The organism is Rhodococcus sp. IEGM 1306 (assembly GCF_036541985.1).
Taxonomy (GTDB): Bacteria; Actinomycetota; Actinomycetes; order Mycobacteriales; family Mycobacteriaceae; genus Rhodococcus_F; species Rhodococcus_F qingshengii.
In genome coordinates this window covers 61169-82151 of the sequence record NZ_JAZHFF010000004.1, presented here as the reverse complement: position 1 = coordinate 82151, position 20983 = coordinate 61169, and the positions used below count along the sequence as shown (strand labels likewise).

The 20983-nt window shown below is 62.3% G+C and carries 15 protein-coding genes; 4 read left to right on the top strand and 11 right to left on the bottom strand.

Annotation, left to right across the window (positions count from 1 at the left end; genetic code table 11):
* Nucleotides 1-99 precede the first annotated feature (99 nt).
* On the bottom strand, nucleotides 100-750 hold the full coding sequence (locus V3587_RS12845; protein WP_050655717.1) for a glycine zipper family protein: 651 nt from the start codon (nucleotides 748-750) through the stop codon (nucleotides 100-102).
* Nucleotides 751-1109: 359 nt separating this feature from the next.
* Between V3587_RS12845 and V3587_RS12840 the strand changes: the two genes are divergently transcribed.
* Complete coding sequence (locus V3587_RS12840) at nucleotides 1110-4280, top strand: (Fe-S)-binding protein (protein WP_124567348.1); 3171 nt, start codon at nucleotides 1110-1112, stop codon at nucleotides 4278-4280.
* A 72-nt stretch (nucleotides 4281-4352) separates the two neighbouring features.
* Here V3587_RS12840 and V3587_RS12835 read toward each other — a convergent pair whose 3' ends face one another.
* The 3 genes from V3587_RS12835 to V3587_RS12825 all read right to left on the bottom strand — a co-directional run bounded on the left by V3587_RS12835 (nucleotide 4353) and on the right by V3587_RS12825 (nucleotide 8305).
* Nucleotides 4353-4817, bottom strand: coding sequence for a hypothetical protein (locus tag V3587_RS12835; RefSeq protein ID WP_124567349.1), 465 nt, complete (start codon nucleotides 4815-4817; stop codon nucleotides 4353-4355).
* Nucleotides 4818-4863: 46 nt separating this feature from the next.
* Nucleotides 4864-6042, bottom strand: coding sequence for a DUF6745 domain-containing protein (locus V3587_RS12830; protein ID WP_283376852.1), 1179 nt, complete (start codon nucleotides 6040-6042; stop codon nucleotides 4864-4866).
* A gap of 322 nt (nucleotides 6043-6364) precedes the next feature.
* Nucleotides 6365-8305 carry a S9 family peptidase gene (locus V3587_RS12825; RefSeq protein WP_283376853.1) on the bottom strand — a complete coding sequence of 647 codons (1941 nt, stop codon included), beginning with the start codon at nucleotides 8303-8305 and terminating at the stop codon, nucleotides 6365-6367.
* A gap of 76 nt (nucleotides 8306-8381) precedes the next feature.
* Here V3587_RS12825 and V3587_RS12820 point away from each other — a divergent pair, with 76 nt between their 5' ends.
* Entirely contained in the window at nucleotides 8382-9635 is a 1254-nt protein-coding gene (locus V3587_RS12820) for a pyridoxal phosphate-dependent aminotransferase (protein ID WP_003943683.1), read from the top strand.
* A 508-nt stretch (nucleotides 9636-10143) separates the two neighbouring features.
* Nucleotides 10144-11406: a YibE/F family protein gene (locus V3587_RS12815; RefSeq protein ID WP_283376854.1), complete on the top strand. Its 1263-nt coding sequence runs from the start codon at nucleotides 10144-10146 to the stop codon at nucleotides 11404-11406.
* Nucleotides 11407-11415: 9 nt separating this feature from the next.
* Here the strand turns inward: V3587_RS12815 and V3587_RS12810 are convergent, their stop codons facing one another.
* Both V3587_RS12810 and V3587_RS12805 read right to left on the bottom strand, forming a co-directional pair.
* Nucleotides 11416-13083, bottom strand: coding sequence for an Hsp70 family protein (locus tag V3587_RS12810; RefSeq protein WP_283376855.1), 1668 nt, complete (start codon nucleotides 13081-13083; stop codon nucleotides 11416-11418).
* A 149-nt stretch (nucleotides 13084-13232) separates the two neighbouring features.
* Complete coding sequence (locus V3587_RS12805; protein ID WP_124567355.1) at nucleotides 13233-14552, bottom strand: UDP-glucose dehydrogenase family protein; 1320 nt, start codon at nucleotides 14550-14552, stop codon at nucleotides 13233-13235.
* Nucleotides 14553-14660: 108 nt separating this feature from the next.
* On the opposite strand from V3587_RS12805, the gene V3587_RS12800 reads away from it, so the two are divergent.
* Nucleotides 14661-15185, top strand: coding sequence for an arsenate reductase/protein-tyrosine-phosphatase family protein (locus V3587_RS12800; protein ID WP_235171520.1), 525 nt, complete (start codon nucleotides 14661-14663; stop codon nucleotides 15183-15185).
* On the opposite strand, the gene V3587_RS12795 is transcribed toward V3587_RS12800, so the two are convergent.
* The 5 genes from V3587_RS12795 to V3587_RS12775 form a co-directional block, all read right to left on the bottom strand.
* Nucleotides 15157-16581: a polysaccharide biosynthesis tyrosine autokinase gene (locus V3587_RS12795; protein WP_235171519.1), complete on the bottom strand. Its 1425-nt coding sequence runs from the start codon at nucleotides 16579-16581 to the stop codon at nucleotides 15157-15159. The two genes, V3587_RS12800 and V3587_RS12795, sit on opposite strands and share 29 nt — an antisense overlap.
* Nucleotides 16582-16711: 130 nt before the next feature.
* Complete coding sequence (locus V3587_RS12790) at nucleotides 16712-18037, bottom strand: UDP-glucose dehydrogenase family protein (protein WP_283376856.1); 1326 nt, start codon at nucleotides 18035-18037, stop codon at nucleotides 16712-16714.
* A gap of 53 nt (nucleotides 18038-18090) precedes the next feature.
* A complete protein-coding gene (locus tag V3587_RS12785) occupies nucleotides 18091-19059 on the bottom strand; it encodes a GDP-L-fucose synthase family protein (protein WP_172436646.1) in 969 nt (322 codons plus the stop codon).
* Entirely contained in the window at nucleotides 19056-20087 is a 1032-nt protein-coding gene (gmd, locus tag V3587_RS12780; RefSeq protein ID WP_095971940.1) for a GDP-mannose 4,6-dehydratase, read from the bottom strand. Before gmd ends, V3587_RS12785 begins: the two co-directional genes overlap by 4 nt.
* Before the next feature lie 97 nt (nucleotides 20088-20184).
* Complete coding sequence (locus V3587_RS12775) at nucleotides 20185-20982, bottom strand: WecB/TagA/CpsF family glycosyltransferase (RefSeq protein ID WP_124567360.1); 798 nt, start codon at nucleotides 20980-20982, stop codon at nucleotides 20185-20187.
* Nucleotide 20983: the final 1 nt, after the last annotated feature.

The following is a 20983-nucleotide window of genomic DNA, read 5'->3' as shown; positions in this document are numbered from 1 at the left end:
CCCGAGACAGCAAAACGGGCGCCACACCTTCTGAAGGTGTGGCGCCCGTTTCGGCGTTCGTGACGTCTTACCGGAAGAGCTGCTTACTGGAAGAGCTGCTTACTGGAAGAGCGTTGTTCCGGCCGGAGCGTTCAGGACCTTGATCAGATCCATGCCCGCAACGATTGCGGTTCCGCCACCGGCGAGGATGGTACCGGCGACTCCACCGATACCGGCACCGGTGACCATGCCGGGGAGGCAGCCGATAACCAGGCCGGGCAGACCCACGATGCAACCGATGACTGCACCGACGATCGTGCCGGTGAGGCTACCGATCTGCGTGGCAAGCCCGAGCTGTGACTGAAACTTCTCGATTGCCTTCTGATCCTCGTCAGGCGAAGCAACCGGGGTGAACTCGGCAGCGACCGGCTTCGGCTTGGAGCTGGCCGGGTCCAGGTTCGGCTTGAGGGTGAGGGTCTTGCCGTCCTCACTGACGGTCTCGTCGAACGGGAACTGAACGTCCCCGAGGTTGAACGCGAGCGGCAGACTCACGAGAGTCGCGCCCTGGCTGTTCTGCAGGTCGACGTGTGTTCCGTCACCCGATACCCGGAATGCCCCGGCATCGATGGTGGTGACAACAGCCTGGTCCACGACCTCGGCGGTGTACGAAACGTCGGGTGACGTCTCCGGAGCTGCGTAAGAAGTACCTGCAGCGATGCCCGTAGCGGCAATGGTCATCGCTGCGACGGCCGCAGCTTTACGAATGAACATTTTCAATCCTCCCCGGGATCGGGCGGGCGTCAGTCGATGACTCACACCACCCGTTTCCCCTGTGCGTGACGGGCGTAACGATAACAGCCGGTCGGTTGTCCTCACCTGCTCGGAACCCGAGTTAGGGCTGCCTGACAGATGTACACCTGACGGGCACCGCCTAACGTGACGACCAGACATGTCTGCGTCTGACCAAGCCCGTCCGACGCAGAAGATTGATCTCTCCAGGCCACGAGCGGTTACCAGCCGGTACCTACAGGCTGGTAATGCTAGTTACTGGCGGGTAACATAACGCAGGTTAGTATCAGTGGGCTGTCCCGAGGTGGCCGACGCGTCGCCCTGAAACGAAAGGCCGCGACATGAATGCCCTGACGATTACGTTGGGCACGATTGGTGCTCTGCTGAGCTTGGTGTGTTGGTACATCTTCCTCTCAGGCGCGCTGAGGATGTTCAACACCGTGCGCATCGGCCAGTCGGCACCCGATCGATGGCGCCCGTTCTTCCCTCGCTTCAAGCAGATGATCATCGAGTTCATCGCGCACACGCGCATGAACAAGTTCCGCAGCGTCGGCTGGGCTCACTGGCTCGTCATGGTCGGCTTCCTCGGCGGATTCCTTCTGTGGTTCGAGGCCTACGGCCAGACGTTCAACCCCGAGTTCCACTGGCCCATCTTCGGTAACACGTGGGCGTGGCACCTGTGGGACGAGATCCTGGGCCTCGGCACCGTCATCGGTATCACCACGCTGATCGTGATCCGTCAGCTCAACCACCCGCGCCTGCCCGCACGCCTGTCCCGTTTCGGTGGCTCCAACTTCAAGGCCGCTTACGTCATCGAAGGCATCGTCCTGCTCGAGGGCCTGGGCATGATCATGGTCAAGGCCGGCAAGATCGCCACCTACGGTCACGCCAACCCGTGGACCGACTTCTTCACCATGCAGGTCGCAAAGCTGCTTCCCGCCAGCCCCGTCATGATCTCGGTGTTCGCGTTCGTCAAGCTGATGACCGGCATGATCTGGCTCGCCATCGTGGGCCGCAACATCACGTGGGGCGTCGCGTGGCACCGCTTCTCGGCGTTCTTCAACATCTACTTCAAGCGTGAAGACGACGGGACCGTCGCGCTCGGCGCGGCAAAGCCCATGATGTCCAAGGGCAAAGTCCTGACGATGGAGAACGTCGACCCCGACACCGACACTCTCGGCGCCGGAAACATCGAGGACTTCTCCTGGAAGGGCTGGCTCGACTTCACCACCTGCACCGAGTGCGGGCGTTGCCAGTCCCAGTGCCCTGCTTGGAACACCGGAAAGCCGCTCTCCCCCAAGCTGCTCATCATGTCGCTGCGTGACCACGGCTACGCCAAGGCCCCGTACCTGCTGGCCGGTGGACGCAAGGACATGGGCGGCGACGAGATCGGTCTCGTCGACGCCGAAGGCAACGTCAAGGAAGCCGCACTCGCAGCCATCCCCGAGGCAGCACGGCTCGAGGCAGACCGCAAGCTCGTCGGTGAAACCGTCGAAGGTGAGATGGCCCCGGTCATCGACGCCGAAACCTTGTGGAGCTGCACCAACTGCGGCGCCTGCGTCGAACAGTGCCCCGTCGACATCGAACACGTCGACCACATCATCGACATGCGTCGCTACCAGGTCCTGATCGAATCGGAGTTCCCCTCCGAACTCGCCGGCCTGTTCAAGAACCTCGAGAACAAGGGCAACCCCTGGGGCCAGAACTCCAAGGACCGTCTCAACTGGATCAACGAGATGGACTTCGAGATCCCCGTCTTCGGCAAGGACGCCGACAGCTTCGAGGACTACGAGTACCTCTTCTGGGTCGGCTGCGCCGGCGCCTACGAAGACCGTGCCAAGAAGACCACCAAGGCCGTCGCCGAACTCCTTGCCACCGCGGGAGTGAAGTTCATGGTCCTCGGCGCCGACGAAACCTGCACCGGCGACTCCGCACGTCGTGCCGGCAACGAGTTCTTGTTCCAGCAGCTCGCAATGCAGAACATCGAGATGCTCAACTCGGTCTTCGACGGTATCGAGCAGAAGAAGCGCAAGATCGTCGTCACCTGTGCGCACTGCTTCAACGCTCTCGGCAACGAGTACCCGGAGGTGGGCGGCGACTACGAGGTCGTGCACCACACTCAGCTGCTCAACCGTCTGGTGCGCCAGAAGAAGCTGATCCCGGTTGCATCCGTGAGCGAAGACGTCACCTACCACGACCCGTGCTTCCTCGGACGCCACAACAAGGTCTACGACGCTCCCCGTGAACTCATGGAAGCGTCAGGCTCCAAGCTCGTCGAAATGCCGCGCCACGGCGAACGTTCCATGTGCTGTGGCGCCGGTGGCGCCCGCATGTGGATGGAAGAGAACATCGGCAAGCGCATCAACGTCGACCGCGTCGACGAAGCGCTCTCCACCAACCCCAAGAAGATCGCCACGGGTTGCCCGTTCTGCCGCGTCATGCTCACCGACGGCGTCACTGCCCGCCAGGAGCAAGGCCAGGGCGAAGGCGTCGAGGTCGTCGACGTCGCGCAGCTGATGCTGAACTCCGTCACCCGCCTCGATCCCGCCCAGCTCGGCGAGAACATCAAGGTGATCCCGCGTGAGAAGGCACCGGTCGCTGCCGAGGCAAAGGCTGAGACCGTCGAGCAGGATCGGGTCGCCGAAGTCGAGGAAGCCGCCGCGACTCCGGAAGCCAAGGCTGCACCGGCAGGCAAGGGTCTGGCCATGAAGGGCCTTGCCAAGGCACCAGGCGCAAAAGCTCCCGGCGCCAAGGCACCCGGCAAGGGCCTCGGAATGGCCGGCGGGGCAAAGGCTCCCGGCGCCAAGAAGGCAGCTCCCGCCGCAAGCGCGGAAGCTCCCGCTGCCGAAGATGCTGCACCGGCCGCACCCGCGGCAAAGCCCAAGGGGCTCGGTCTTGCGGGCGGAGCCAAGGCTCCCGGCGGCAAGGGACTGCAGATGAAGGGCGCCGCCAAGGCACCCGGAGCAAAGGCCGCTGCAGCACCGGCAGCGGAAGCTCCGGCAGCGGAAGCTGCTGAGGCTGCTGCACCCGTCGCCAAGCCGAAGGGTCTGGGCCTGGCGTCCGGTGCCAAGGCTCCGGGTGGCAAGGGACTGCAGATGAAGGGCGGAGCCAAGGCTCCTGGCGCGAAGGCTGCTCCGGCTGCCGCTGCGCCTGAAGCACCTGCTGCTGCGGCTGCGCCTGAGGCGCCGACGGAGGCTCCGGCTGCCGAGGCTCCCGCTGCCCAGGCGGAGGCCCCGAAGGCTCCACCGGTCGCCAAGGCAGGCGGGCTCGGATTCAAATCGGGCGCAAAGGCGCCCGGTGCCCGGAAGGCAGCTCCGGCTGCAGCTCCCGCACCTGCTGCGGAGGCACCGGCAACGAAGACCGAACCCGTGAAGGCAGAACCCGCTGCAGACGCACCTGCCGAGGCGTCTGCACCCGCGGAAGCTGCGGCACCCGCTGCGGCGCCGCCCGCCCCCAAAGCAGGCGGACTCGGCTTCAAGGCCGGTGCAAAGGCTCCCGGCCGCAAGAAGTAAGCGCACCACTCGCGAATGCCCTCACCGTCATGGTGGGGGCATTCGCTTTGTCTGGAGCCCGAGGTCGGCCTGTCAATCTGCGACAAGCATCACCGCACCACGCGCACCACGCGCACGCCCGACGCCCCTTTCCTGCTGCCGTCCGATGACGTAGCGCCCCGGAGCGATTCCGGTCGCGCCGTGCTCCGGATGGATGAGGTAAGCGGTCACCTGGGTGTCGAGCACGCCGAGTGCAAGGCCCCGAGCGTCTTTCACCGGTGTCGACCACGCGCACTCCCCTACGTCTGCAACCAGACTGTGAGGGTTCCCGCCCGCCGCGCTTCGCAGCAGTTCCACTCCCGAGAGTGGAACGTTCACGGATCGAGTCCACGGTAACGGCGTGACGATATTTGCGAGCAGCGAAAACGGGATCACGATGAGATCGCCCTGCGCTTGAAGACCGTCGACGACAGGAATGGACACTTCCTTGTCGAGATAGTCGAAGACGTCGAGGCCGGTGAGGGTGGTGAGAGCGGACAAGGTCATGTTCGAGTTCATAAGTATCACCAAGGGGTTAGAGGGTTCGAGGTTGTGTGTGTGAGGTTCAGGTTCGACGAACGAGGCGTGCATAGTCGGCACCGGTGATGCCGTAGGTCCAGCCGGCCGCATCCAGCGCGGACGTGAACCATCCGGGCACATGCAGTCCGTATCGCCGCCGATACCCGTCGCGTTCCAGAGAGCCGTTGACCGCGAGCAGGATTCGCCCACTTCGGCCCCAGCCTTCCGGCGACGCGTAGAGCTGTAGCAGGCAACCGACATTGCCCGGATCATCGGTTTCGTCGACCAGTGTCAGTCCGGCGCTCTCGATGTAGGTATCCCAGCCGATGCGTTCGATCGCGCACCGACGGATCTCGACATTGCGCTCCAGTGCGATCCGTTCGGCGGACGGGTCGAGCACCACCCAGTCGGGAACGATCGCCCCGTGCAGAACGAATGCATGTGCGCCGTCTCCGAATTCAATTGCAGGGCCATCAGAATGGTGCAGTCGTCGCTCTCCCAGCGTGCTGCCCGGTATCGGTTCGCTATGCACGGCGCCGGGTCGTTCAGCCATGATGCACAGGTTGTCGAACGCCCACCACCACCCGGTCGAGTCAGCGAGTGCGGTCTGCACGTCCAGGAGTTCACGATCTTCCGAATCGAAGGTCGCGAGACCGTATCGACGGAACGTGTCGTAGTACGCGATTCGATGGGCTTCCTGCTGTCCGTACCAGGTCACTCCGCCTGCCATCGGGGTCGACATCGTTCGTATCGCGACCGCGACTCCGTCGAACAGCGTGGTGTGCAACGATTCCCAAACGGACGCCCTGATCAGGCGCTGCCTCTGCCGGCGTTCTATCTGCCAGTCAGCCTTCCGACCTTGGATACTCGCGTTCATACGTCGGCGCGATGACGCGAACATGCTCGCGATATGTCCGGACGGGCAGTCGAGTCCGGCGCCGTCGAAGGACATCGTGGTCGACAAACCTTCGGCGGCGATCAGATCCGAACCGGCACGGGGAGACGGAATCCAGACAAACTCCGGTTTCGGGAGTCCGGATCGCCGATATAGTTGCGCGACAGCAGATTCTGCAGTGGATCGATCGGCCGGACGTGTACACAAGCCGCGTTCGAGCCATACATCGCGGACTGCTTCCAAGGCCTGATTGTCTACATCGAAGATATCGATGTTCTCGGTCGATGTCGCTCGACGTGACGTCGACGAGCGAAACGGTGCGGCGCTCACGCGACGGTGGCGGTGTCCGCCTTTCCTGTAGTCATAGTTCTACAGCGTGGCACGCAAACGCTCCGGACGCAAGGGTTTCCTGGAGTGTGACGCCGAGAACCGGCCACCGATCCCCACACCGAACACCCTCTCCAGCGCCGCGAAACCGGTTCGAAATCCACGACGTTCGTGGGTTCGCCGGCCGCGTCACACACGGCCGACCGGTACCCACCGGTCGCAGCGCCGAGGACGTGCGCTGGAACGAGAAGCTCCGCGAAGACCAGCTCGGTGGCGCGGGGTGGCAGGTCGGTCATTGCGGCCCTCGCACGCAGCCGCGGGGCCGTCAGCTACTGGTCGCAGGCTTCCACAGCTCCAGCGTCGGGATGTCCGGTGGGGTGAACCCGAGCACCTGCCCGTAGAAGGACAACTCGGCGTTGCGTGAGCTGATGATGGTCGACTGCTTACGGAATCCGTGCGATTCACCCTCGTAGGCCAGGTAGGCGTGCGGAATACCCTTGGCCACCAGTGCATCCCGGAATCGTTCCGCCTGCGAGGGCGGCACGATCGGATCGTCGAGGCCCTGGAGCAACAACACCGGGCAGTTCAACCCGTCGACGTTGTTGAGCGGAGCACGTTCGGCGTACAGGTCGGCAGATTCCGGCAGTGGACCGATCAACCCGTCGACGTAGCGCGACTCGAAATCGTGAGTTTCCTGCACGAACAGGTCCAGTTCTGCCACCCCGAAATAGGAAGCACCACAGGCGAACACGTCGGACGTGGTCAGTGCGGCCAGAACAGTCCATCCGCCGGCAGATCCACCCTCGACGGCGAGGCGGGCCGGATCTGCGAGCCCCTGCTCGGCCAATCCGGTGACGGCGGTGACGACATCCTGCACGTCGACGACACCCCACTGACCGCGCAATCGATTACGGTACTCACGTCCGTATCCGGTCGACCCGCCGTAATTCACATCCACCACTCCGATTCCGCGGCTGGTGAAGAAGGCGTAGACGAGATTGAGGGCCGGTGCGACGTGCGCCGTCGGGCCGCCGTGAACAAATGCGACGTACGGCGGCAGTTCGCCGTCGAGTCCTTTGTATCGCGGACTGCGCGGCGGATACGCAACGGCGTGAACTTCTCGCCCGTGTCCGTGAGCCACGACTGCTCGCGCTTCCGGAAGATATGCAGACTCGGGCAATTCTTCGACCGACGAACGGATTTCGGTCAGTTTTCCGGTACCGAGGTCCAGTTCACGTAGCGCGCCCGCCAGTTTCGCGCCTCCCGAGACGAGCAGCAACCGGTCGCCGCGAACCTGCATGAGGCCGATACTGGTGACCCCGGGGATCTCGATGTCGCGTAGTTCTCCCGACGCGGGATCGAGCACCCCCAGGGTGTCGGTTCCCACGGTGCGCGCGGTGAGAAGGTGGCCGTTGTCGAGTTCGACGAACCAGCGCGCACCGAAACGCCACTGTGGCCCACCGAAATCCGCCTCCACCGGGCAGATCGGGGTGATCTCGGCGCCGACGCGATAGATGTTCCACCAGCCGCTGCGATCGCTGATTGCGAAAAGTTCGTCGTCGGTGATCCACTCCGGTTGCAGGACCGACTCTTCGGGTCCGCCGATCAGTACGGAGTAGTCCTGAGCGACGCCGTCGACTAGTGGAGCTACGCGCAGTTCGGTACCGTCCCAGGGCATTTGCGGATGGTTCCACGCGATCCAGGCGATCTTGGTTCCACTCGGCGAAAGCCTCGGTGACGAAAGGAAGTCCGAACCGCCGACGATCGAGCGGATCTCGCCGGAACCGTCCAGCGGAATCGCGCAGATATCGCGAGTGATCGCCCCGTCCTCCGCGTGCGCTTCCCGAACCGCCCACACCTCACCGTTCACGATCTGCAGGTCTGCGTATCGCAACGCGGCCGGCGACGCCGGTTCGGGCGTAAGAGCCCGCGGAGTGACTCCTTCGAGGATGTACACCCGTTGATCGGAGAATTCACTGAAGACCAGTTTTCCGGACTCCGTGACAGTCCAGGCGCCACCGCCGTACTCGTGAACCCTCGTCCGCGCGTTCCACGGCGCCGGGAGGATGTCGACTGGTTGGTTGTCGAGACCGGATCGACGAATCGACGTCCGACCACTCTCGGTCGGACGAATTTCAGCCCACCAGATCTCGTCGCCGACGTATCGTCCGCCCTCGACAGGGTGGCCACCTGCAGCCAGATCAGCTGCTCCGATCGGAGAAGTCCACGATCCGTACGGGGCTGCAATCTGCTCGCTGGGGGTCATCGCTCGACAATAGCCAACTGGTCGCGCGACACGGTCCCCGACAATGCACTTGCACAGTGGTGGAATCATGTAACTCGTGAGCACACCAGAACCCGTCCGCCACCGTCAGCCGCAGCGCGAGCTGGAGCAGTCGTCGAAGCTCCAGAACGTCCTGTACGAAATCCGTGGACCGGTGCACGCGCATGCCGCCCGGCTGGAGGCGGAAGGGCACCGGATCCTCAAGCTCAACATCGGCAACCCGGCACCGTTCGGATTCGATGCCCCCGACGTGATCATGCGAGACATGATCGCTGCGCTGCCCTATGCGCAGGGCTATTCGGAGTCGAAGGGCATTCTGTCGGCGCGGCGCGCAATCGTGACGCGCTACGAACTGGTTCCCGGCTTCCCCGAGCTCGACGTAGACGACATCTACCTCGGCAACGGTGTCTCAGAGCTGATCACGATGACCATGCAGGCCCTCCTCAACAACGGTGACGAGGTGCTGATCCCGGCACCGGACTATCCGCTGTGGACCGCGATGACGAGCCTGTCCGGCGGTACACCCGTCCACTACCTCTGCGACGAGGCGAACGACTGGAATCCCGATATCGCCGATATCGAATCCAAGATCACCGACAAGACCAAGGCTCTCCTCGTCATCAACCCGAACAACCCCACGGGTGCGGTGTACTCGATGGAGGTTCTGCAGCAGTTGGTCGATCTGGCGCGCAAGCATCAGCTCCTGCTCCTCGCCGACGAGATCTACGACAAGATCCTCTACGACGACGCAAAGCACATCTCGCTGGCGACGCTCGCCCCTGATCTGCTGTGCCTGACGTTCAACGGCCTCTCGAAGGCCTACCGTGTCGCGGGCTACCGCTCCGGCTGGGTCGCGATCACCGGGCCGAAGGATCATGCGGCCGGCTTCCTCGAGGGTCTCGATCTCTTGGCGTCGACGCGGCTGTGCCCCAACGTCCCCGGACAGCACGCCATTCAGGTGGCCCTCGGTGGACACCAGAGCATCGAAGACCTGATCCTGCCCGGCGGTCGTCTTCTCGAGCAGCGCGACGTCGCCTGGGAGAGACTGAACATGATTCCGGGCGTTTCGTGTGTCAAACCACGCGGCGCGCTCTACGCCTTCCCTCGTCTGGATCCGAACGTCTACGAGATCCACGACGACGAGAAATTGGTGCAAGACCTGCTACTCCAGGAGAAGATCCTGATGGTTCAGGGCACCGGGTTCAATTGGCCCAATCACGATCACCTTCGGATCGTCACGCTCCCGTGGGCCCGAGATCTTGCCGTCGCCATCGAGCGATTCGGCAACTTCCTCACCAGTTACAAACAGTAGATTCTCCGGCTGAATCCGGCTGAAATCGAGTAAACAATTCGTTGTACAAATGCCCCGTAAACGTAAAACGACGGGGCATTTGTGCGACCTTGGTCACATTTTTCGCAAACCACACGGTTTGATTGACACTTTAACTATTTAGTGACCTGCCCTGATGTGAAAACAGTCCAACCGGTACGTGATTCGTTGCGGAATTGGTAGTTGGACAACGCGCCAAATCGGTTTGAAATTGGGTACATTAGTTATCAGCACTTCGGTGCCGCGAGCACCTGGTATCCCTCCCCCCCTGTGGATACCAGGTTGGTGGCGGGGACAACCCCCCCTGTTCCCCGCCACCCAGCTCGACCAATCTCCGTTTCACACCCCCTCATCGGTAGCACCGGTTTTCACGGGCACTGCCTTTCGTCGGCACTGCCTTTCACCGACACTGCCTTCAGAAGCTGACCATTCGCTTCGGAGCCGATAACATTGCACCGGTGCAAATCCCCAGTCCGACACTCAGTTTCCGATGAGTCACGGCCACGGCCACGGTGGACCCATTCAGATCGGCCCCACCGCCTCACGCGTCGTCATCGGCTTGCTCGTCGTCATCGGCATGATCGTCGTCGCGGCAGCAATCGCACTGTGGCCGGACAAGAACACCATCCCCGTCCCACTCCCTTTTCAGAATGCCGACGGCAGCTCGGTGGAAACCGAGGGGGGCACGGTCACCATGCAAGACCTCGGCGACTGCGGGAGTTCCTCCGCTGGAAGGGTATTCGTCGGCGCCCCGCAACCGCCGCCCACGTCGGCCTATCAATGCCAGCGGAGCATCGTCGACATCGAATCCGGGCCGAATGCCGGAACCAAGACACTGCTCGAGGTCATCCCGGGCGCCGGTCAACCGGATCTACGAGTCGGTGACCACATTCGTCTCGTGCGTCAGACGGACCCGAACGGCAATACTCAGTACTCCTTCGAGGACTATTCGCGTGGACTCCCGCTGGCACTGATCGCTTTGGCGTTTGCCGTAGTCATCATCGCTGTTGCGCGGTGGCGCGGATTGCGCGCTCTCGTCGGACTGGTGATCGCATTCGGCGTTGTCGTCGGATTCCTCCTGCCCGCCTTGCTCGACGGCAAGCCTGCGATACCGGTTGCACTGGTCGCCGGCGCGGTGATCTTGTACGCGGTTCTCTATCTGGCGCACGGTGTCTCACTCAAAACCAGTTCGGCATTGCTCGGCACCCTCGCCGCGATGGTGCTCGCGGCGGTTCTCTCCTATCTCTGTATCGAACTGACCCATCTCACCGGGTTGTCCGAAGAGCAGAACACCAATGTGCAGACATACATCGAACACATCGACATCACGGGCCTGCTGCTGGCGGGCTTCATCATCGGATCGCTCGGTGTTCTCAACGACGTCACCATCACCCAGGCATCTTCGGCATTCGAGTTGGCCGAACTCGACAAGCACGCTCCTCGCCGAAAGGTGTTCAGTGGGGCGATGCGGGTCGGACGCGATCACATCGCCAGCACTGTCTACACCTTGGTCCTCGCGTACGCCGGCGGAGCGCTGCCACTGCTGTTGCTTTTCAGTGTCAGCGGGCGCCCACTCCAAGACGTGTTGGTCGGTGACGCCGTCGCGATCGAAATCGTCCGGTCCGCGGTCGGCGGAATTGCTCTGGCTCTTTCGGTTCCGCTCACCACCGCAATCGCCGTCATTCTCGCGCGCCCGCCCGGTAGTGCGGTCAAGACCGGCCCCACGTCAGGTGGACGCCACTCCAAACGCTGACACAGGGTCTCAGAGTCCGGGGATCGGCGGGAGGACCGGCAACAGAATCGGCGGCAGTCCCGGAATGTAGATCGCGGGCGGCGGAGGTGCGGGTGCAGGCGCCGGCGGCACATAGGTGTCCTGCACAACCGGCGGGGCCTCGACCACCGGTGGCGCTTCCTCCGTCGTGGGCGGGGGCGGAGTCGTCGTGGGCGGGGGCGGCGGAGTCGTCGTGGTTGTCGGTGCCGTCGTGGTCACCTCGGTTGCCACAGGTCCGGCTTCGTCGGAATCACCGAAGACCTTTCCGCCATAGCCCAACCCCAACCCGACGATGACGACTGCCGCGATCACACCGGCGCCCAGGCCGGCGAAACGCAGCGGATTCCTCGGTTCCGTGGACGTGGTTTCCGCAGTCTGTGTACCGGCAAGCCACGACGGGTGCGCGGTTCCTGCTCCTACTCCCTCGTCTTCGCGGACCGCCGAGTACGCCTGGGCGTCAACCATCACGGCCTCGGTGTCGGCGTCACGTTCTGTGCCGAATCCGTCCGTGGCCGGGTCGCTGACGGCGACCGCGAGATCTGCGGCCGGATCGAATCGTTGCTCGTGTCGGTTCGGTCGCGGCTGCGGCAGGTCCGCGGCATACGGACTCGACATCTGTTCCTGTGGAACAGACTTCGTCTCGGCAGCGACCTCCGGCCGTTCCGATTCGGGGAGCGTAGCGACTCCTCCATGACTGAACGCCTGTACCGGGACAGGCACCTCTGCCGGTGTGTGAATCGGATAGGGCGCGAAGATCGGTGCCACCGCAGGGGCCTGGACCGGTGCAGCGACAGGTCGTGACGACGGCGCCAGGGACGACTCCGCGATCAGTGCAGCGCCTTGCGCAGCCACCAGTTCAGGCTGTTCTTGCGCGATGACGGGGCAATCCAGCCACGCAGCGAGCGTCGCCCGCACGATCGGGATGCGCGCACCGCCACCGATGAGGACAATCGCGTCCGGGTTACGGCCGGACGTTGCGATGACCTCCCGTATTTCTCGGGCAAAGGCCTCCACCGACGTGATGACCAACGAATCGAAAACTTCCCGCGACAGCAGGAGAAGCCCACCGGGACCGGGCAGGCACACCGCGCTCCGTGTGGACAGTTGTTCCTTGGCAAGTCGGCATCGCGACTGCAGTTCGGAGTCGCCGCCCGGGTCGGCCGGCGTCGAGATTCGGCGGCGTACGGTCTGGTCGGAGTAAACGAGGTCGTCGAAGTGGTCGCCGCTGATCCGAGTCGACCGAGCAGTCACGACGGTAGACCTCGAATGCCTGTCCACAACGCTGATCGTCGATCCCGAGCTACCCATGTCGACGACGACAAGCGTGCTCTGGTCGGTCAGCGCACCGGGTTCCTCGAGCATCCGAAGCGTGGCTGTAACTTCGGGAATCAACTCGAAGTTGCCGATGCCTTTCTGCTCGAACGCGGCCTGGAGTGCACCGGCTTGCGCTTGATCGCGGTAGGCGACGACCGTATGACTGCCAACGCCGACATTCTCGGCCAATGCCACCTTCGTTGCTTCTGCGGCGATTTCCTCGGGAACGTCGCGTCCGCGATCGACCGCTCTCGATCGAAATACCGGACCACGGTGGTCGGGCGTCCCCGGGCGCGCCAAACGCACAGCGCTGGCTCCCACCGTCACACCCAATACCAAGTTCATGATCCACCTTCGTCGACCGTGGACGGGTCCTGTCAGCAGACCCCGTCATTCCCCGGCCGGAAGTCTACCCACTAGGGGTGGTCTACAAGGTTCGCGCATCGCATCTAACGCCTAATCGCAGCTACTTTTTCGCTACCTGGACGTCCGACCTACCGCCCCAATCCGCGATAGTTCCATCCAGCAGCACGCCAGACCTCCGGATCGAGGCAATTTCTGGCGTCGACGATGACGCGTCGACGAACGAGCGGATCCAGATCGGCGGGCACGAGCGAGGCAAACTCGTCCCATTCGGTCGCAATCAAGACGACATCAGCGTTCTTGCAGGCGTCTGACGTGGAGGTTGCGTAGTGAAGGGTGGGAAAGAGTCGGCGAGAATTGTCCATTGCCTTCGGATCGAAGACGGTGACTGCCGCCCCGTGCAACTGCATCATTCCTGCGACGTTGAGTGCAGGCGAATCGCGCACATCGTCGGATTCCGGCTTGAATGCAGCCCCCAGCACCGACACGTTAGCTCCCAGCAAACCATCATCACAGGCCGCCGTCACCAGCTCGACGGCTTTCGTGCGTCGTCGCATGTTGATGCTGTCGACCTCGCGAAGGAAGTACAACGCTTGGTCCACACCCAGTTCTCCGGCCCGCGCCATGAAGGCCCGGATGTCCTTCGGCAGACATCCTCCGCCGAACCCCAACCCCGCGTTCAGAAACCGTCTGCCGATCCGATCGTCGTATCCGAGAGCGTCAGCCAACATCGTCACGTCGGCCCCGGTGGCCTCGCACACCTCCGCAATCGCATTGATGAAGGACACCTTGGTGGCGAGAAATGCATTCGCCGATCCCTTGACCAACTCGGATGTCGCCAGGTCGGTCACGAGAAACGGCACCCCCGCGCCCAATATCGCGGCATACACCTCACGAAGAACACCTTCGGCGTTTCCCGGTCGATCACGATCGATCCCCAGAACCAACCGATCAGGCCTCAAAGTGTCCGCGATGGCGTGCCCCTCACGCAGGAACTCCGGATTCCAGGCCACCTCTACTGCTGCGCCCGCCGGCGCGCCGGCACGTAGTCGCTCGCCGAGAGCGGCAGCCGTACCTACCGGAACCGTCGACTTGCCGACGATCAGAGATGGCCGTCGCAACAACGGCGCCAGCAGATCGATCACCGAATGAACGTGGCTCAGATCCGCGCCGTACTCCCCTTTCTTCTGCGGAGTCCCCACACCGACAAAATGAATGTCGGCAAAATCTGCGGCATCGGCATAGGACGTCGTGAACCGGAGCCGACCCGACTCCAGATTCTTCTCCAGCATGTCGGTCAGACCCGGCTCGAAGAACGGGACCTCCCCACGGGACAACTTGTCGACCTTGGACTGGTCGATGTCGACCCCCAGCACGTCGTGACCCAATTCGGCCATACACACAGCGTGGGTCGCGCCCAGGTATCCCGTTCCGAACACGGTCATCTTCATGTGTTGTTGGTATGCGTCCGAACTTTCCGAAACGCATACGCCAGATGGGCGCGAAACCAACATCGGGCGTACGACGAGTGCGTCGCGCGTGCAACCTATGCTTCTGCCATGCACGTTCTCTTCGTTTGTACGGGAAACATCTGCCGATCACCCACGGGCGAACGCCTCGCACGTGCATATGCCACCGAAGCCGGGATCACCGGATTCACCGCGTCGAGTGCTGGAACCCGGGCGATGGTCGGGCACCCGATCGAGCCGACGGCTGCGAGGGTTCTCGCGGGGCTCGGCGGCGACCCCACGGAGTTTCAAGCTCGACGCATGACAACAGCGCTGGCCTCGGACGCCGACCTCATTCTCACGATGACCGAAAGTCAGCGAGACAAAGTCCTGGCGATGGCTCCGGCGCGGCTGAAGCGCACGTTCACCCTTCGAGAAGCCGCACGGTTGGGCTCGCTCGCGGATGCAGGAACGGTCGACGACCTCGCCGCCGCCAGGCCCCGATTTCGTGCCACCGAACCCGAGGACGTCCTGGATCCGATGGGTAAGGAAGAGAAGGTGTTTCACGAGATCGGACTTCAGATCGCCGATCTCGTCGGCCCACTGCTCAGCCGACTTCGCTTCGGTGAGCGCTGAGCGAGGTCACCGCGGTCAACTGCGGTAGCGACTTGTCCGACTCGTAGTAATAGCTGTACTCGTACGCATTGCGTCCGCGAGACGGCGTCATCGTGATGACAGTGCCGAGGACGTGCGCACCCACACTCTGTAGGTTTCCGACCGCGCGCGCCAGTTGATCGCGCTTCGTGGAGCCGTGTCGGGCGATCACCAGAGCGCCGTCCGACATCGCGGCCAAAACCGCGGCATCCGTGACGGGGAGCAACGGCGAGGCGTCGATGATGACGTAGTCGTAGCGCGCCCGCAGTTCCCCGAGAACATGTTTGGCCGTGTCCGTACCGAGTAGTTCGCTCGGGTTCGGGGGGATCGGTCCGGAGGCGAGCACAGTCAGCCCGTCGAACTCGGTCGGCTGAAGCACATCGTCCAGCGTCGCTCGACCGGAGAGCACCGAACTGACGCCGACACTTCCGATCAATCCCAAGTACTTCGATACTCGCGGCTTGCGGAGGTCGCCTTCCATCAGGCACACCGATTTGCCGGCCTCCGCCAAGACGAGAGCGATGTTCACGGCCGTGGTCGTCTTACCCTCTGAGGGAAGCGAACTCGTGACGACGATGACACGTGGTGGATGGTCCACCTCGAGGAACTGAAGGTTGGTGCGCAATTCACGGAAGGCTTCGGCACTCACGGAATTTCCGTCACTGAGAGCGATCGCGTGATTGGCCTCGACGTCCTTGTCGAACGGGATCGTGCCCACCATCGCCGAACCCGCAATCTCTTCCACCGTTCGACGATCCTTCACCGTGTTGTCGAGCCGATCACGAATCAACGCAAGCGCGATTCCCGACACCAGTCCCGCCACGGCTCCCAGAGCGAGGTTGCGTGAAGTCTTAGGTGACACGGGAACAGACGGTTCTTGGGCCTGCTGCTCGACGACCACACGCGCAGGCGGCGTTCCGCCGTTCTCAGGCGTCTCCAGTTCCTTTGCCAGTGAGACGAATTCGGACGACAGAGTATCTGCAATCTCCCGTGCGAGTTCCGGTGAAGGATCCTTGACTCCGAGGTCGATCAGCACAGTGTCGGGCGCCGACGTCGCAGTGACCTTGGACGCCAACTCGTCAGCCGACATCCCGCCGACCACTCTCGGCCCCAGTGCGTCGATCGTCCGCTGCGCGAGAGTTCGGCCGGTCAGGAGTTTTGTATAGGACAGAACACGCTGCTGTGACAGCTGGCTACCTTGAAGCGCCTCGTTGACCGAGGTACCCGCCGACGTCGAAACGAAAAGCCTCGTCGAGGCCTGGTAGACGGGCGTCGAAAGAAGAGAAGCGCCAAGGGCTCCCAGGATTCCGAGCACCGTTACAGCAGCGACGATTCGCCATCTGGCTTGCAATATCTTCAGGTAGTCGACAATTTCCATCTTGATGTCTCCTTCGGCTCACGCATGCCCACTGCGGGTCTGAGCGGTTCTTGCCGGTCAGACCGCGAGGGCGAACCGGGCTTTCTCAACTTCGATATCGATCAACTGCAGCAGGCACGATGCCTGGTACTCACGGACGTCCCAATCCGCGGTATGTCCAACCAGCGCCTCGCCAGTCGTCGGGGGAAAGGCAATTGCGCCCGTCGACGATCACCTTCTTGCGAACCACCGAATCAAGATCGGACGGCTGCAACTTCAAGAATTGGGGCCACTCGGTCAACACCAGGACGACATCAGCACCTTCGCAGGCCTCCAACGCATTTGCCGAATAGGTCAACGTCGGGAACAGCGCACGCGAATTGTCCATGGCCTTCGGGTCGTACACGTTCACCGCGGCGCCTTGGAGCTGAATCTGGCCCGCGACATTGAGCGCCGGCGAGTCACGAACGTCGTCCGAGTCCGGCTTGAACGCGGCACCCAGAATTGCAACTCTCGCGCCGAGCAGCGATCCGCATGCCTCCCGTGCCAATTCGACCATGCGTGTACGTCTGCGCATGTTGATGTTGTCGACTTCGCGAAGAAACGTCAGTGCTTGGTCGGCACCTAGTTCACCGGCGCGAGCCATGAATGCACGGATGTCCTTCGGTAAGCAGCCTCCCCCGAAACCAATTCCCGCGTTGAGAAATCGACGTCCGATCCGAACGTCGTATCCGATCGCGTCGGCGAGCACTGTGACGTCGGCACCAGCAGCCTCGCACACTTCGGAAATGGCGTTGATGAACGAGATCTTCGTGGCCAGGAATGCGTTCGCTGATGCTTTGACCAACTCCGCCGTAGCCAGGTCCGTGACGAGAAAGGGAATCCCCTCATCGACAAGGTCTGCATACACTTCGCGCGCAACAGATTCCGCGCGTCCGTGTCGATTGCGGTCGACCCCGAGCACCAGACGATCGGGATGCAATGTGTCCTGGACGGCAAATCCCTCACGGAGAAACTCGGGATTCCACGCCACTTCGACGGCGTCGCCGCTCGGTGCCAGTTCCCGCGCGCGCTTACCGAGCCGTTCCGCGGTGCCCACCGGTACCGTGGACTTCCCGAAGATGACCGAGGGCTTGGTGAGTAGCGGTGCCAGAGTCTCGATCACGGCATCCACGTAGATCATGTCCGCAGCGAACTCGCCCTTTTTCTGCGGCGTACCGACCCCGAGGAAGAACACGTCCGCAAATTCAGCGGCTTCCTCGTAAGACGACGTGAACTTCAGTCTTCCTCGATCGATATTTCTTCGTAGAACCTCACGCAAACCTGGCTCGTAGAAAGGAACTTCCCCTGCTGCCAATTTCTCCAGCTTTGCCGCGTCGACATCCACTCCGAGGACCTCGTGACCGAGTTCGGCCATACAGGCCGCGTGTGTCGCGCCCAGGTATCCCGTGCCGAAAACTGCTATGCGAGTGCTCATGGTGCTCGATCTACTTTCTCGAGAGTGTGTGAAGTGTTGATGGGATGGGAAATTCACGTACGTAGGGCACCGATGTTGTCGCGGTACCACGAGACCGTCGACGCGATCCCTTCGCGCAATCCGATGGTCGGCCGCCATCCAAGCTCTCGAATCATGCTCACGTCCAGAAGTTTCTGCATCGTTCCGTCAGGCTTCGAGGTGTCCCATCGCGTCTCGCCGGTGTATCCGACCTCGTCGGCAACCATCGAAGCGATCTCACGAATTGTGTGATCCTCACCGGTTCCGACATTGACATGCGATGCACCGTCGTAGTTGTCGAGCAGATGCAGACACGCCGACGCCAGATCGTCGACATGCAGAAATTCACGGCGAGGATTGCCACTCCCCCAGTTGACAACCAACGGCACTGCGGACGACTGCGCCTCGTCGTAACGCCGAACGAGGGCGGGAAGTACATGCGATCCGCGCGGCGAGAAATTGTCGCCCGGGCCGTACAGGTTGGTGGGCATCGCCGAGATCCAGGATCGACCATGCTGTCGTCTGGCAGCTTGGACATGGAGTATTCCCGCAATCTTTGCAATTGCATAGGCATCGTTGGTCGGCTCGAGATGCCCGGTGAGCAGGTACTCCTCCTTGATCGGCTGCGGCGCCAATTTCGGGTAAATGCACGATGATCCGAGGAACAGGAGACGCTCGACGCCGTGTGCAAGCGCAGCGTCGAGCACGTTCACCTGGATCCGAAGATTCTCCGACAGGAAGTCGACGAGGAACGCGCTGTTCGCCGCAATTCCACCAACTTTTGCTGCTGCGAGGATCACATTGGTCGGCTTTTCGCGGGCAAAGAAATCGAAGACAGCGTCCCGGTCACGCAAATCGAGTTCGGCGGACGACTTTCCGAGAAGGTTCGTGAAGCCTTCGGATTCCAGGTGCCGCCACACCGAGGAGCCGACCAATCCTCGATGTCCGGCTACGTAGAACGGTGCGCCTCGATCGAGCGCTCGCGCTGCGAACGAATCACTCATCGCGTCGCCAACCAGTCGGGAAGTGCCGGAGTGTCGATCCACGGGCGCCCCTCATGTTCGAGCGCTTCGATGTCTGCGTCGACCATGATCCGGGCCAGTTCGGGGGTGTGCACTCCGGCCTTCCACCCGAGTTTGCGCTCGGCGTGGCTCGGATCCCCGATCAAGGCGTCGACCTCAGTCGGACGAAGGTACCGCTCGTCGAATCGCACGTGATCTTCCCAGTTCAGACCCGCATGTTCGAAAGCGACTGTCAGGAAGTCGCGCACCGAATAGTTGCCACCGGTGGCGAGCACAAAATCCTCAGGCTCGTCGACCTGCAACATGCGCCACATACCCTCGACATACTCCGGCGCATATCCCCAATCACGAATCGCGTCGAGATTACCCATGTACAGATGATCCTCGATCCCTGCCTTGATACGCGCCACCGCACGCGTGATCTTGCGCGTCACGAACGTCTCACCGCGCCTGGGAGACTCGTGATTGAACAGAATCCCGTTCACCGCGAAGATCCCGTACGCCTCACGGTAGTTCTTCGTAATCCAGTACGAGTACACCTTCGCCGCACCGTAGGGAGAGCGTGGATAAAACGGCGTCTCCTCGTTCTGCGGCGGTGGCGTCGCACCGAACATCTCAGAACTCGACGCCTGGTAGAACCGGCAGTCGAGCCCCGCCATCCGAACCGCCTCCAGAAGACGGATCGACCCCACACCCGTCGTGTTCCCCGTGTGTTCGGGTTCGTCGAAGCTGACCCGGACGTGAGACTGCGCAGCAAGGTTGTACACCTCGTCCGGCTTGATCTGCGCGAGCAGCGTCACAAGGCGCGCTCCGTCACTGAGGTCACCGTAGTGAAGGAAAAGCCGCGCATCCACATGGTGGGGGTCCACATAAATGTGGTTGATCCTCGAAGTGTTGAACGTCGACGATCTACGGATCAGTCCGTGAACCTCGTAGCCTTTGGAGAGCAGCAACTCGGCGAGGTACGAGCCGTCCTGCCCCGTGATTCCGGTAATCAGTGCGCGTTTCATCCTGCGTTCCTTCCGTTGCGGGACAGCCCGCCTGATAGTTGCGAAACCACGGTTGTGGTCCGTATTCCTCCGAATCGACCGGCAGTCTTGATCTCGCTCATGCGTGTCCTCTCGAACGGCCGAGGAACTTTCGAATGTCGCGCGATGCCAACCGGACGAATGTCGAGTTACCGAACAGGTAGCGCCGCCACAGACGTTTGGGTTCCGATGCAAGTCGATACAACCACTCGAATCCCGAATTTCGTACGAAAGACGGTGCCTCAGAAACGGTTCCGGCCAAGAAGTCGAAGGCCGCGCCGACACCGACGGCCACGTAGTCGGTTCGATCCGCTATCGCCTTCGTGACAAAATCCTGTTTCGGCGCTCCCAAGCCGACCCACACGATGTCCGGCGCCGACGGACCGACCTTCGTGATGATGTCATCGACGAACTCCTTGCTGAACGCGGCAAACGGCGGGGCGTAAGTGCCAGCCACCGTGATGCCCGGGTACAACTCTTCCACTCGATCCGTCAAAAGACTCAACGTCTCTTCTGTCGTGCCGACAAAATGGTGACGAAGGCCGTAGCGGCGCCCCTTGTCCAAGGTGGCCTCGAAGAACGATGGACCCCGGACTGGTCGAACACCGACGTGATCGGAAGCGGTGGCGCCGATAAGGCGCATCACCCAACTGACCGGGGTTCCGTCTGCGAAGTTCACACCGGGGCCCTTCAAAATCGCGGAGTAGTCACGATCGTTGTGCGCCGCCGACACGCAGTAGGAATTCGACAACCTCACGGAGACTCCGGTTCCCGCTCCCTCTCGTCTGTCGTTGACTACCCAATCAGTAGCTCCCTCGAGGTTGGTCGCGGCAAACGGAATGCCACCCACCTCGATGACCTCGAACGGACTGCTCATC